This window comes from Arthrobacter sp. JDC6 (assembly GCF_056484025.1).
This window is the reverse complement of record NZ_CM151278.1, coordinates 2,125,006-2,137,577: the sequence shown is the minus strand read 5'-3', so window position 1 is coordinate 2,137,577 and position 12,572 is coordinate 2,125,006. Positions and strand designations below refer to the sequence as shown.

The following is a 12,572-nucleotide window of genomic DNA, read 5'->3' as shown; positions in this document are numbered from 1 at the left end:
TTCTCACCATGCCTTGGTGGTCCTGGATTCTCATATGGGTGGCGCTTGTCGCCGTTGCCCTGCTGTTCTATGTCCTGCTGGGCATCCGTCTCTTCCGACAGTTCATGGCCACGGTGAAGGACCTCGCTGCAGCGGGCGAAAAGCTGGGACACCTGAGCCCGGTCGAGGTAGCGGGTGAACCCGCGGATCCGTCCGGGCCCCTGCCGGGTTCTGCCGTTTTTGCCTCGCCCGCCGTCATGCGACATGATTACGAGGCATCCAAATGGGCCCGGCGCGAGGAACGCCGCCGTCGGCGAGTGCAGCGTAAAAAGGACCGGGGCCAGCCGCAGGCGCTCGGAGATCTCGACTTCACATAGAAGTAGGATGTACTTAGAGGAAAGGATTTCCCGTGGGAAGACTCTTTGACGGCCCCTGGCCGATCGTAATCATTATCGTTGTAGCTTTGCTTCTCTTCGCCGCACCCAAGCTTCCGGCCATGGCCCGCAGCCTGGGACAGTCCATGCGGATCATCAAGTCCGAGGTGAAGGAAATGAAGAACGACGGCAAGGCCGACACCACCGACGCAAACGGTCCGGTGGAAGGCACCATCGTGAACCACCCCAAGGCGAAGCCCGGTGAGCCGACAGACGGCACTGACGTTCCGCCGTCGACCCGCGCCTGACCTCCCGTGGCACTGTCGCGGGCCCGTAAAGCCAATCCCGAGGGGCGGATGTCACTTTGGGAGCACCTCAAGGAGCTGAAGAACCGGCTGATCGAGTCGGCCATCGGCGTCGTCATTGGCGGCATTGGGGGCTGGATACTTTACGATCCGCTGCTGAAGGCCTTGGCCGAACCGGTTAACCGCATTTCCGATGAGACCGGCGGCCTTGCCGCCATCAACTTCGGGACCATCGCATCACCGTTCGACTTCAAGCTCCAGATGTCGCTCCTCATTGGCGCCGTCATCTCCAGCCCCATCTGGATCTACCAGCTCTGGGCCTTCATCACGCCCGGGCTGACGTCGAAGGAACGGCGCTACACGCTGGGCTACATGGCTGCTGCCATCCCGCTCTTCCTGGCCGGAATCTGGGTGGGGTGGCTCGTGGTGCCGCAGGTGGTCCACGCGCTGACCCAGTTCACCCCGGCAGGCTCCTCCAGCGTCATCGATGCGCGGACCTACATCGAGTTCGTCACCCGGATGGTGCTCATGCTGGGCCTGGCCTTCCTGGTGCCCGTAGTGCTGGTGGGCGTCAACATGGCCGGGCTCGTATCCGGCCACACCATCCTCAAGGCCTGGCGCATTACAGTCTTCCTGGTCTTCGTCCTGGCCGCCATTGCCGCGCCGGGCGCGGATGCGATTTCGATGTTCATGCTTGCCGGACCGCTGCTGGCGCTGTTCTTCGCGGCAATCGGCATCTGCATCATGAACGACAAGCGCCGCGACCGCCGCCAGGCCCGGCAGGTCGAGGAAACCGAGGCCACAGCGGACGTCGCAACCCCCAGCAGTGAACTGAAGAAGCTCTAGCCTGCCGTTAGGCTTGGGGTATGTCCTCCACCACCGGACCCTTCTCCGCCGGGCCCATCGATCCTGAAGAAATGTCGCCGGCCGAGAGGTACCGTGCCAGCGCCGAACGCCGGGCCGAGGCCGCCACCTACCTCGGGGCGTTTATCCGGACCCTGGACTTCGAGCTTGACGACTTTCAACGGCAGGCCTGTCTTTCCCTGCAGCAAGGCAAGGGAGTCCTGGTGGCTGCCCCTACCGGTGCCGGGAAGACCATCGTGGGGGAGTTCGCCATCTACCTCGCGCTGCAGCGGGGACTGAAAGCCTTCTACACCACACCCATCAAGGCGCTCAGCAACCAGAAGTTCAGTGAACTCACCGCTAAATATGGTGCGGACAATGTGGGCCTCCTGACCGGCGACACCAGCATCAACGGGGATGCCCAGGTGGTGGTCATGACCACCGAAGTCCTGCGGAACATGCTCTACGCTGATTCGGCCACTCTGGGCGACCTCGGCTACGTGGTCATGGATGAGGTGCACTACCTCGCCGACCGGTTCCGCGGGGCTGTCTGGGAGGAAGTCATCATCCACCTGCCCAGCGAGGTCCAGGTCGCCTCACTGAGTGCAACGGTTTCAAATGCCGAGGAATTCGGGGCCTGGCTGGACACCGTCCGCGGCGACACAGACATCATCGTCTCCGAGCACCGCCCGGTGCCGCTGTGGCAGCACGTCATGGTGGGCCGCCGGATCATGGACCTGTTTGCCGGAGAAACCACCTTCGACGAGATCGCTCCGCCCGTGGAGGAAGACGACCTGCGGCCGGCCTTGTCCGGCACGTCCCACGATGCCGGCAAGGGACGTGGTTTCGACGTCAACCCGGACCTGCTGGCAGTGGCCCAGAGCGAGATGCGGCAGAGCTTCCGCAGCAGGCCCGGCCCCGGCGGAAGGGGCCAGCGCGGCCGGCGCGGAAACGACCGCCCCGCCCGTGGCGGCGAGAACACGGGAGTGCGCCCCGCCAGCCGCCCCCAGGTCATCGCCAGCCTGGACCGGATGGACCTGCTGCCTGCCATCACCTTCATCTTTTCCCGCGCAGGCTGTGAGGCTGCCGTGGCCCAGTGTGTCTCGTCCGGCCTCTGGCTCACCACCGAAACAGAGCAGCGGATCATCGCCCAGCGTGTTGACGAGGCGGGGCAGGACATCCCGGCCGACGACCTTGACGTCCTGGGCTTTTGGACCTGGCGCGACGGATTGCTCCGGGGGTTCGCGGCCCACCATGCCGGAATGCTGCCGACCTTCAAGGAGGTGGTCGAGAAACTCTTTGCCGATGGCCTGGTCAAAGCTGTCTTCGCCACGGAAACCCTTGCGCTGGGCGTCAACATGCCTGCCCGGTCCGTGGTGCTGGAAAAGCTGGACAAGTTCAACGGCGAAGCGCATGTGGACATCACCGCAGGGGAGTACACCCAGCTCACCGGCCGTGCGGGCCGGCGAGGCATCGATGTTGAGGGCCACGCCGTGGTGCTGTGGCAGCCCGGTACAGACCCGACGGCGGTCGCGGGACTGGCATCGCGGCGCACCTACCCGCTGAATTCCAGTTTCCGGCCCACCTACAACATGAGCATCAACCTGCTGGCGCAGTTTGGCCGGGCCAGGGCCCGCGAGATCCTCGAGTCCTCCTTCGCCCAGTTCCAGGCGGACCGCTCCGTGGTGGGCCTGGCCCGCCAGGTGCGCAGCCGCGAGGAATCCCTGGCCGGCTACGCAAAATCCATGACCTGCCACCTGGGTGACTTCACCGAGTATGCGCGGCTGCGCAGGGAACTTTCCGACGCCGAGAACGCCACGTCCCGGACCAAGTCACGCGTCCGGAAGTCCCTTTGCGACGATTCACTGGCGCGGCTCCTGCCTGGGGACGTGGTAAACGTTCCCGGTGGCCGTGCCCCCGGGCCCGCCGTCGTCCTTAGTTCGGACCACGCCAGCCGCGAGCCGCGGCCGGCCGTGCTGACGCTGGACAACCAACTGCGCAGGATCGGCGCTGACGACCTCGAGGGTCCCATCGCGCCGGTTACCCGGGTCCGCATCCCCAAGTCCTTCAACGCGAAGGTGCCCAAGTCCCGCAGGGACCTGGCGTCCTCTGTCCGGAACGCGCTTCGAGAGAACCGTCCGCCCGCCCCGGGCCAGAACCGCAACCATGACTTCGGCCGGGCCGCTGCCTTGCCCAACCAGGAAAGGCGCATTGCGGATCTTCGCCGGGCCCTGAAGGCACACCCGTGCCATGGGTGCAGCGAACGCGAAGACCATGCCCGGTGGTCGGAGCGCTGGTGGAAGCTAAGGCGCGAAACGGACGGCCTGGTCCGCCAGATCCAGGGCCGCACCAACACCATTGCCAAAACCTTCGACCGGGTCTGCGACGTCCTGTCCGTCTACGGTTACCTGGAAGACGCGGGAGACGGCCGGCTGAATATCAGCGCGGACGGCCAGCGGCTGCGCAGGATCTACGGCGAGAAGGACCTGTTGATCTCGCAGTCCCTGCGGCTGGGCGCATTCAATGACCTCGACGCCGCCGAAGTTGCCGCGCTGGCCAGCGTACTGGTCTACCAGGCCAAACGCGAGGACCGGGGCCTGAGGCCGCGCATGCCCAGCGTCTCCCTGGAGACCGCCGTCGACACAGTGGTGAAGGAATGGTCCGTCCTTGAGGATGTGGAAGAGGAACACAAGCTCCCCCTGACCGGTGAGCCTGAACTGGGACTTGTCTGGCCGCTGTATAAATGGGCCCGTGGCCGCCATCTGCAGGATGTCCTCAGCGGCACCGATCTCGCCGCGGGCGACTTTGTCCGCTGGGTGAAGCAGGTGGTGGACCTTCTGGACCAGCTTGCCAAGATCCCCGGACTGGACCCGCGGCTGGCACGGCTCTGCGCCGAAGCGATCAACCTCATCCGCCGCGGCGTCGTGGCATATTCTTCCGTCCTTTAGCCCCGATGACACCCCGCCGGCCCACGCCGGCACCCCCACACCCCAGGAGTCTGCCCCATGCCGCGCCCCGATGCCACTTCCCAGCCTGATGCCGCCTCCCGGCCCGCCCCGGTCCTGTACCGCAATGGGTCCGTTTACACCGCGGCGGATCCATTCGCAACGGCCATGCTGGTGGACGGCGGCACCGTTGCCTGGGTTGGATCTGAGCAGGCCGCATCCTCCATCGCAGACAGTTCCATGGAGATCATCGACCTCCGTGGCGCCCTGGTTGCACCCGGCTTCGTCGATTCGCACATCCACCTGACGGAAACCGGGATCGCCCTGGAATCGCTGCAACTGGGCACGGCCACGTCGGCACGCGCGCTGCTGGACGCCGTCGCCGCGGCTGGAGGGGAAGGGCCGGTGCTCGGCCACGGCTGGGACGAAACCAGGTGGGCGGACTCCGCCCTGCCCAGTGCCGAGGAACTGGAGCGGGCGTCAGGGGGCCGCCCGGTCTACCTTTCCCGGGTTGATGTGCACTCGGCCCTGGTTTCGACGTCCCTTGTACAGTCCGCGGACCTTCGCGGCAAGGACGGGTACGACGGCGGCGCCCGGGTCACGCGGGCAGCCCACGACGCAGCGCGGCTGGCAACCCGGCAGCTGCCCCAGGACGTGCTGAAGCGGCACCAGGCCCGTGCCCTGGCGGAGGCTGCGGCGAACGGGTACGTTGCGCTGGCCGAAATGGGCGCACCGCACATCGGCGGGCCTGAGGACCTGAGGCTGGCCGCAGGATGGAACGACGCCGACAAGGACGCGGCGCGCTTTCCTGAGGTGCTGCCGTACTGGGGGGAGCTGGTTTCGTCCGAGGCGCAGGCCCGGACCCTTGTGGAGCAGCTTGGTTGCGGCGTCCGCGGACTGGCGGGGGATTTGAACATCGACGGGTCGCTGGGTTCCAGGACCGCCGCCCTGCGCGCCGGCTACAGCGATGCCGGGCAGGAACGCGGCAGCCTGTACCTCAGCGTCGAGCAGGCGGCTGCCCACCTTGCCGCCTGCTCCCTTGCCGGGATCCAGGGCGGTTTCCATGTGATTGGCGACGCCGGGCTGGACGCCGCGCTGGAGGCGCTGGACGTGGCGGCCAAGGAAGTCGGGGAGCAGCGGGTGCGGGCGGCGGGCCACCGCTTCGAGCACGTGGAGATGGCTGATGCCGCGGCCGTGGCAAGGCTGGCGCACTACTCGGTGACCGTCAGCGCCCAACCGTCCTTCGACGCAGCGTGGGGCGGAGCGGGGGGCCTCTATGAGCAGAGGCTGGGGGAGCGGAGCCGGTCGATGAACCCTTTCGCTGCCTTCTATTCAGCCGGGGTTCCTGTCTGTTTCGGCAGCGACAGCCCGGTCACGCCCCTCCGGCCCTGGTCCAGCGTGCGTGCCTGTGTGGAACACCACAACGTGGACCAGCGCATTTCCGCGCGCGCAGCGTTCCTGGGGCACACCCGTGCGGGCTGGAGGGCCGCACGGCACGCCAACCCCATGGCCGGGCAACTGGTTCCCGGCGCACCGGCCAGTTTCGCCGTCTGGGAGGTGGAGGAGCTGATGGTCCAGGTGGCTGACGGCAGGGTGCAGTCATGGAGCACCGATCCGCGGGCCAGGACCCCACTGCTGCCCGCACTGGACACAGGCTCCGACCCGGTATGCCTGCAGACCGTGAAAGACGGTGCCGAACTCTACGCCAGCCCGGCCCTGCGTTCCTGACCCATAATCCTCCGCCCTATAATGGGGAGTTGCGCCCGCCGCCGGCCAGCCCGGCATCAGGTGCTCCGACCACTTCCACCAGGAAAGGCCCTTCGTGCGCGTCCTTACGATCATTCCCACCTACAACGAACTGGAATCGCTGCCCAAGACGCTCCAGCGCCTTCGGAAGGTCGTTCCGGCGTCGGACGTGCTGGTGGTTGATGACAACAGCCCTGACGGCACCGGCCAGCTTGCCGACGGCTTCGCCGCCGAGGACTCCCAGGTCCACGTCCTGCACCGCAAGGGCAAGGAAGGCCTGGGCGCCGCCTACATCGCCGGTTTTCGGTGGGGCCTGGACGCCGGATACGACGTCCTGGTGGAAATGGACGCCGACGGCTCACATCAGCCCGAACAGCTTCCCCAGCTGTTGGAAGCCGTGGACCAGGGCGCGGACCTGGCCATGGGCTCGCGCTGGGTTCCCGGCGGCAGCGTGGTCAACTGGCCGCTGTACCGCCAGGCGATCTCCCGGGTGGGCAGCACCTACGCCCGGCTGATGCTGGGCCTGCGGATCAAGGACGTCACCGGCGGCTACCGCGCCTTCCGCAGGACCACCCTGGAAAAGCTCAACCTGGACCAGGTGGATTCCGTGGGCTACGGCTTCCAGGTGGACCTGGCGTGGCGCGTGGCCAAACTGGGCCTGCGCATCGAGGAGCGCCCCATCACCTTCGTTGAGCGCGAACTGGGCGCCTCCAAGATGAGCGGCAACATCGTCGTCGAAGCGATGGTCAACGTCACCCGGTGGGGACTGGCCGCCCGCTGGAACACCTTGACCGGCAGGCTGAAGAACAAGCAGCCGTAGTTTTTCCCTGGGCCGCCCCTCCGCGGCCTTCTGCGGACACAGGAAAAAGGGGGGGGCGGCCCCGCACCAAAGTGCGGAGCCGCCCCCCTTTTTTGAGGCTGGCCTTATGCCGAGCGGCGCTCTCCGCGGCGCTCCCGCAGGATGGTCAGGCGGTCCTCGAGGATCTGTTCAAGTTCAGGAAGCGAGCGGCGTTCCAGCAGCATGTCCCAGTGCGTGCGGACTGCCTTGTCATTGCTGGTGTCCGGCTTTTCGCCGTCAACCAGGAGCGCTTCCTTGCCGGTCTTGGAGACCCACACCGGAGGAATTTCCGCCTCGGAGGAGAACGTGACGAAAACCTGCTCGCCATCTGCGCAACGGTATTCGACCCGCTGGCGCGGAGCCGGCTCAACTCCGGACTCGGTCTCCATGCTCTGCGCACCAAGGCGCATGCCCCGCAGGCTGCGATCGCTCATGATTTCTCCCTCTGGTCGGTTCGCGGATGAAATCTCCGCGTTAGCCGGTGGCGACGTTGCGCCGCCGGACTAGTGTGTGCACTGTGCTGCATCATAAGATTCAACGCATTGCGAAGCTTGGTTGTTCCAGCTGGTCTTCTCCTGCCGGACAAATACCCAATTATACGGGCTTTAACACGTCTGCACCAAAACAGGGAGGGTTCGGCGGCTAGCCACCGAACCCTCCCTGTCTTGGTCAAGAGCCTAGGGCTGCGTGCGCTCGATGGGCGCCTCGTCGAAAAGTCCGCCGGCAGGCTCCGCGCTGGTGCCGCCAAGGGCGTTGCCGATTCCCTTCAGGGCTTCCCCAACTTCACTCGGGATGATCCAGAGCTTGTTGGCCGAGCCCTCAGCCAACTTGGGCAGCGTCTGGAGGTACTGGTAGGCCAGCAGTTTCTGGTCCGGGTTTCCCTTGTGGATGGCGTCGAAGACCTTCTGGATGGCCTGCGCCTCCCCGTCCGCACGGAGGATGGCGGCCTTGGCTTCGCCTTCCGCGGCGAGGATGGACGCCTGCCGCTGGCCCTCCGCGGTGAGGATGGCTGACTGCTTGGTCCCCTCCGCGGTGAGGATGGCAGCGCGCCGGTCGCGTTCGGCCCGCATCTGCTTCTCCATGGAGTCCTGGATGGAGTGGGGCGGATCGATGGCCTTCAGTTCCACCCGCGAGACGCGGATTCCCCAGCGGCCCGTGGCCTCATCGAGGACTCCCCGAAGCTGTCCGTTGATCTGGTCGCGGGAGGTCAGGGCCTCCTCCAGGTTCAGTCCACCCACCACATTGCGGAGGGTGGTGGTGGTGAGCTGCTCCACGGCCTGGATGTAGTTGGCGATTTCATACGTGGCTGCGCGGGGATCGGTGACCTGGAAGTAGACCACCGTATCGATGGAGACCACCAGGTTGTCTTCGGTGATGACCGGCTGCGGCGGAAAGGACACCACCTGTTCCCGCAGGTCCAGCAGCGGCAGCAGCCGGTCCACGAACGGGATGAGGATCGTCAGCCCGGGGTTAAGCGTGCGCTGGTACTTCCCGAGCCGTTCCACGACGCCGGCACGGGCCTGCGGAATAATCCGGACGGACCGGACCAAAACTATGATGACAAAGACGATCAGAACGACCAGCACAATGGCCAGTGCGGTTCCGCCTGCGTTTTCCATACAACTCCTTGTTCCCCAATTGTCAGGCTGTATCCGGACCGGCAGCCGCCGGCGGCGGTACCGAAACTACTGCTGTGGCGCCGTCGATGGCCGCCACCACCACTTTCTGGCCAGCGGGAAGGATTCCCGCCGCGGAGCGCGCACTCCAAATATCGCCGCCGATTTTCACCAGTCCGCCGTCGGCGGTCACGGCCTCCATCACGACGGCCGGTTCACCGATCAGCCGGTCCACGTTGGTCCGCTGTTCGGCCGGCCCCTTCTTGAGATGCGAAAGGGCTACCGGCCGGACGAAGGCGACCATGAGCAGGGACACCACGCAGAAGACCACCACCTGGAGCCAGGGCTCTGCACCGGCGAAATCGGCAACCAGTGCGGCAAGGGATCCGCCGCCGAGCATGATGAAAAACAGGTCAAGGGTGATCATCTCGATCACCGCAAACGCCAGGAAAGCCGTGAGCCACAATGCCCACCAGTTTTCGCCAAGCCACTCGAACATCCCTGTTTCCCCCTTCGCCACGGGGGAGCCGCACGCGCGGACCCGCCAGTAACTGTCTTTTCATCGTAGTCCGCGGACTTACCGTGTGGGCCGGTTCATACCGGCCGCAGGTGGATAGTGGCCAAGTCGTTACGGGGCGCCGTGGGTCCTGGGCCTGAACACCAGGAGCCTGAACTTTGCGTCGGCTGTCACCGGCTCCGGGGAGTGTTCCAGCCGCGCAGCGATCTGCCCCAGGTCCAGGTGGTGGCCGGCCGGGCCCATGAACGCCAGGTCCGCGGCGGCGGCCCGGCCCAGCGCCAGCGGGATGTCGACGTCGACGCTGCTGGCCGGCTCGAAATGCCCCGCCATCGCCCCGGCCAGGCGCTCATCCTTGCCCTCCTCAATGCCAAGCATCCCGGTGAGGGCGGCGATGTCCCCAAGGTGCCCGCTCCGTGGCGTCACCACCACCAGCACGCCGGTGGGTCGAAGGACCCGGGCAAACTCAGCCGGGTTCCGCGGAGCGAAGACCACGGTGACCGCATCCACCGAGTTTGCTGCTACCGGCAGCGGCTGCCAGATGTCCCAGACCAGGTTCACGGCCTCGGGATTGAGCCGGGCAGCGCGGCGAAGGGCAAATTTGGAAATGTCCAGGCCGACGGCGGACGCGTGCCGCCCGCCGGCCGCCGCCGTGTCGAGGATCTCCCGCAGATAGTGCCCGGTCCCTGTCCCCGAGTCCAGAACCACGGCACCTTCCTGCGGCAGGTTGGGCACGACGGCGGAGGCCACCGCCCGAGCCAGCGGCAGGTAGTGGCCGTTCCCCAGGAAGTTGAAGCGCGACGCCACCATGGGGGCACTGTCCGGTTCGAAGGGCGTGCCCTTGCCCACCAGGAGGTTGAAGTAGCCCTGCCGGGCGGCATCGAAGCTGTGGCCGTTCGGGCACACCAGGCGGGGCTGGCGCGCGGCCGTTGCCTCCAGGTGTTCCAGCGGATGTGAGCAGACGGGGCACAGGAGGTGGAGATCCGCGGCAGGCATGGGAACCATCTTAGGACGGGCCGCCCTGCGCCCCTGCCGTTCGTCACTGCCCCGGGTGACGGCGAAGGTCAGCCGAGCGATATGCCTGCCGGCCCGTCGTCGAAACCCAGCCCTTCCCGCGCCTTGCTGATGCCGGGTTCAGCCCAGTGCGCCGCATACTCGGCGTTGCTGCTCAGGGACCGGAGTTGGGCACGGTCTATGTACAGGATGCCGTTGAGGTGGTCCGTCTCATGCTGGACGATGCGCGCCTGCCACCCGGAAAATGTCCGCCGCTCCGCCGCGCCGTCGGGCGTCTGGTACTCCAGGACCACGGTGTCGGGCCGCGCCACCACCGCCTGGAGCCCGTTGAGGGAAAGGCACCCCTCATAGAACGACGCCAGTCCCGTCCCCGCCGCCGTGTACCGGGGGTTGAGAATGGCCAGGAACTCCAGCGGGCTCCGGTTCCGCAGTGCCGCGGCGTCGGGATCGACGTCGAACTGGTCCTCCAGGACGGCGAGCTGCAGGGGGATGCCCAGCTGAGGGGCAGCGAGGCCCACCCCCGGGGCCTCGTGCATGACCTCGCGCATGACCCCGATAAGGCGGGCCAACTGGCCGGCGGACAGCTGACCGTCGAAGGCGGCGGCACGCTGGCGCAGGGCGGGGTGGCCGGCCTGGACGATGAGCGGGAGGGACCCGGCGGACAGGATCCGCTCAACAATCTCACGGATGTCGTCGGCGCCGGCGGTTGTTGGGGGAACAGTCTGGGTCATGGGGACAGCCTACTGGCGGAGCGGCGCAGGACCCTTGGACTAGGGTCTACTGCATGGCTGATGATTCTTTCCCGCAGGCATCCCCGCTGGAGCACGTCCTGGAATTCATCCGGGTCCTTGAAGCCGGCGGCGGTGCGGAGGACATCCGGCCGTTCCTGTCGGAATCATTCCTGTTGACGGAGGCTCCGCACCTTTTGGCCCCGGAAGGGTCCACCCGCCCGCTGGCGGGAGTGCTTGCCGGTGCGGACCAAAGCCGCGATGTGGTGAAGGACCAGCAGTTTACGGTCCGGCGGACCACCTGTGAGGGAAGCCGGGTGGTGGTGGAAGCCGACTGGTCGGCCACCGTGCTGATGGATTTGCCCTACTGGGACCGTGGCGAGACGATCCGGGCCAGGACATCGTCGGTGTTTGAGGTGCGCAACGGCGTCATCGTCAGCCAGGACAGTTACGACTGCTATTTCCGGTAGCCCTGCAGCCGCTGGTTCCTGCCGGTTCACCTGGTTACTGCATGGTGAAGCGCCGGGCGGCCCACTGGTTCACGGCAGGCACGGCGGCGGCCGCGCCAATGGCGGCAGTGCGGACACGAAGGAGCGGCCCGGGCAGCGGCCTTCCAAGCATCATGTTGATTTCGGCTTGCCGCCGGGCCACGGCCGCAGCCCGGCGCCGGCTTGCCTCAAATTCGCGAAGCCGCCTTCCCGTTGGTTCGCCACCCAGTGCGGCGCAGATCACGGGCACCAGCGCCCTGGCATCCAGCCAGCCCAGGTTCATGCCCTGCCCGCCGATGGGGCTGATCTGGTGGGCGGCATCCCCCACCAGGACGGAGCGGCCGGCCACCATGCGCCGGGCAATCGTGGATTGGACGCTGAACGCGCTCAGCATGGAGTTGGTATCCGGCTCAGGACGGAACCCGGTCCGGCGTTGCACAAGTTCCGCCAGCTCATCCGGTCCCGTGCCCGGTTCGGCGGGTCGTCCAAGCCGCACCACCCAGCGGCGCACCCGGCCGGGCAGCGGAAAGGACTCGACGATTCCTTCCGGCTCGAGGAACAGGACGGCTTTCTCCCCGTACCTGCTGCCGTCGTCGAAATCCCCCATGAGGTAGTGGTCGGGATAGGACTTCCGGTCCACAGGGACGCCCAGCGCGCCCCTGATCCGGGACCGGGCCCCGTCTGCCGCGACCAGCAAGGCGGCGGTGGCGCTGCCGTTGTGGTTGCCGCGCCGGTTCGCGGCATCCGGGCTGGACTGGACCGCGATGGTGACCTTGCCGCCGTCGTTCCTGGCTTCGGTGACGTTGGCACCCCGGACCAGCGCCGCGGGGTCCAGGGTGCGTACGCGGTCCTCCAGGAGTTCCTCTGTCCTGAACTGTGGCAGTGCCAGAACGAAGGGGTAGTTTTCCGAGACGGCGCCGAACGCCATGGTTCCCACTGTCTTCCCGCCGCTGACCGCCATGCCGGCCCTGATCCGGATGCCGTCCTGGACCATGCTGGACGCAACGTGGATCCCGGCGAGTGCCTCCAGGGCCGGAGGGTGGATGCCGATGGCGCGGGTATGCCGGTTGCGTGACTGCCGCTGCTCAAAAACCCTTACCGATACGCCTTCCTGCAGCAACGCGGCAGCCAGGTACAGGCCAACAGGACCGCCGCCGGCGATCAGGACATCGGCGTCCAATT

The 12,572-nt window shown here is 66.7% G+C and carries 13 protein-coding genes; 7 read left to right on the top strand and 6 right to left on the bottom strand.

Going from position 1 to position 12,572, the window contains the following annotated elements; all coding sequences use genetic code 11:
* Nucleotides 1–8: 8 nt before the first annotated feature.
* The 6 genes from ACV095_RS09980 (at nucleotide 9) to ACV095_RS09955 (ending at nucleotide 7,012) form a co-directional block, all read left to right on the top strand.
* Nucleotides 9–356: a hypothetical protein gene (locus ACV095_RS09980; protein ID WP_026266053.1), complete on the top strand. Its 348-nt coding sequence runs from the start codon at nucleotides 9–11 to the stop codon at nucleotides 354–356.
* Between the two features lie 32 nt (nucleotides 357–388).
* Complete coding sequence (gene tatA / locus ACV095_RS09975) at nucleotides 389–661, top strand: Sec-independent protein translocase subunit TatA (protein ID WP_018771112.1); 273 nt, start codon at nucleotides 389–391, stop codon at nucleotides 659–661.
* 48 nt (nucleotides 662–709) lie between these two features.
* Complete coding sequence (tatC, locus tag ACV095_RS09970) at nucleotides 710–1,504, top strand: twin-arginine translocase subunit TatC (protein ID WP_478223362.1); 795 nt, start codon at nucleotides 710–712, stop codon at nucleotides 1,502–1,504.
* A 20-nt stretch (nucleotides 1,505–1,524) separates the two neighbouring features.
* The gene (locus ACV095_RS09965) at nucleotides 1,525–4,449 is read left to right on the top strand and encodes a DEAD/DEAH box helicase (protein ID WP_478223361.1); all 2,925 of its coding nucleotides are present in this window, start codon (nucleotides 1,525–1,527) and stop codon (nucleotides 4,447–4,449) included.
* Between the two features lie 57 nt (nucleotides 4,450–4,506).
* Complete coding sequence (locus ACV095_RS09960) at nucleotides 4,507–6,174, top strand: amidohydrolase (protein ID WP_478223360.1); 1,668 nt, start codon at nucleotides 4,507–4,509, stop codon at nucleotides 6,172–6,174.
* Between the two features lie 94 nt (nucleotides 6,175–6,268).
* Nucleotides 6,269–7,012: a polyprenol monophosphomannose synthase gene (locus ACV095_RS09955; protein ID WP_478223359.1), complete on the top strand. Its 744-nt coding sequence runs from the start codon at nucleotides 6,269–6,271 to the stop codon at nucleotides 7,010–7,012.
* 104 nt (nucleotides 7,013–7,116) lie between these two features.
* On the opposite strand, the gene ACV095_RS09950 is transcribed toward ACV095_RS09955, so the two are convergent.
* From ACV095_RS09950 to ACV095_RS09930, 5 genes are all read right to left on the bottom strand, one after another.
* Nucleotides 7,117–7,464, bottom strand: coding sequence for an RNA polymerase-binding protein RbpA (locus ACV095_RS09950; protein WP_026266052.1), 348 nt, complete (start codon nucleotides 7,462–7,464; stop codon nucleotides 7,117–7,119).
* A gap of 243 nt (nucleotides 7,465–7,707) precedes the next feature.
* On the bottom strand, nucleotides 7,708–8,649 hold the full coding sequence (locus ACV095_RS09945) for an SPFH domain-containing protein (protein WP_018771106.1): 942 nt from the start codon (nucleotides 8,647–8,649) through the stop codon (nucleotides 7,708–7,710).
* 22 nt (nucleotides 8,650–8,671) lie between these two features.
* Nucleotides 8,672–9,145 carry an NfeD family protein gene (locus ACV095_RS09940; RefSeq protein WP_056390368.1) on the bottom strand — a complete coding sequence of 158 codons (474 nt, stop codon included), beginning with the start codon at nucleotides 9,143–9,145 and terminating at the stop codon, nucleotides 8,672–8,674.
* A gap of 129 nt (nucleotides 9,146–9,274) precedes the next feature.
* Nucleotides 9,275–10,156 (bottom strand): putative RNA methyltransferase, encoded by an 882-nt coding sequence (locus ACV095_RS09935; RefSeq protein ID WP_478223358.1) that lies wholly within the window; start codon nucleotides 10,154–10,156, stop codon nucleotides 9,275–9,277.
* A gap of 68 nt (nucleotides 10,157–10,224) precedes the next feature.
* Nucleotides 10,225–10,905, bottom strand: coding sequence for a peptide deformylase (locus tag ACV095_RS09930; protein ID WP_478223357.1), 681 nt, complete (start codon nucleotides 10,903–10,905; stop codon nucleotides 10,225–10,227).
* Between the two features lie 53 nt (nucleotides 10,906–10,958).
* On the opposite strand from ACV095_RS09930, the gene ACV095_RS09925 reads away from it, so the two are divergent.
* A complete protein-coding gene (locus ACV095_RS09925; RefSeq protein ID WP_018771102.1) occupies nucleotides 10,959–11,372 on the top strand; it encodes a nuclear transport factor 2 family protein in 414 nt (137 codons plus the stop codon).
* A 34-nt stretch (nucleotides 11,373–11,406) separates the two neighbouring features.
* On the opposite strand, the gene ACV095_RS09920 is transcribed toward ACV095_RS09925, so the two are convergent.
* On the bottom strand, nucleotides 11,407–12,570 hold the full coding sequence (locus ACV095_RS09920; protein WP_056390373.1) for an FAD-dependent oxidoreductase: 1,164 nt from the start codon (nucleotides 12,568–12,570) through the stop codon (nucleotides 11,407–11,409).
* Nucleotides 12,571–12,572: the final 2 nt, after the last annotated feature.

Excerpts from the sequence above, each read along its gene's own strand:
- ACV095_RS09980 (WP_026266053.1), top strand. The coding sequence starts at position 9 with ATGCCTTGGTGGTCCTGGATTCTCATATGGGTGGCGCTTGTCGCCGTT.
- tatC (WP_478223362.1), top strand. The coding sequence starts at position 710 with ATGTCACTTTGGGAGCACCTCAAGGAGCTGAAGAACCGGCTGATCGAG.
- ACV095_RS09965 (WP_478223361.1), top strand. The coding sequence starts at position 1,525 with ATGTCCTCCACCACCGGACCCTTCTCCGCCGGGCCCATCGATCCTGAA.
- ACV095_RS09960 (WP_478223360.1), top strand. The coding sequence starts at position 4,507 with ATGCCGCGCCCCGATGCCACTTCCCAGCCTGATGCCGCCTCCCGGCCC.
- ACV095_RS09950 (WP_026266052.1), bottom strand. The coding sequence starts at position 7,464 with ATGAGCGATCGCAGCCTGCGGGGCATGCGCCTTGGTGCGCAGAGCATG.
- ACV095_RS09945 (WP_018771106.1), bottom strand. The coding sequence starts at position 8,649 with ATGGAAAACGCAGGCGGAACCGCACTGGCCATTGTGCTGGTCGTTCTG.
- ACV095_RS09940 (WP_056390368.1), bottom strand. The coding sequence starts at position 9,145 with ATGTTCGAGTGGCTTGGCGAAAACTGGTGGGCATTGTGGCTCACGGCT.
- ACV095_RS09935 (WP_478223358.1), bottom strand. The coding sequence starts at position 10,156 with ATGCCTGCCGCGGATCTCCACCTCCTGTGCCCCGTCTGCTCACATCCG.
- ACV095_RS09930 (WP_478223357.1), bottom strand. The coding sequence starts at position 10,905 with ATGACCCAGACTGTTCCCCCAACAACCGCCGGCGCCGACGACATCCGT.
- ACV095_RS09925 (WP_018771102.1), top strand. The coding sequence starts at position 10,959 with ATGGCTGATGATTCTTTCCCGCAGGCATCCCCGCTGGAGCACGTCCTG.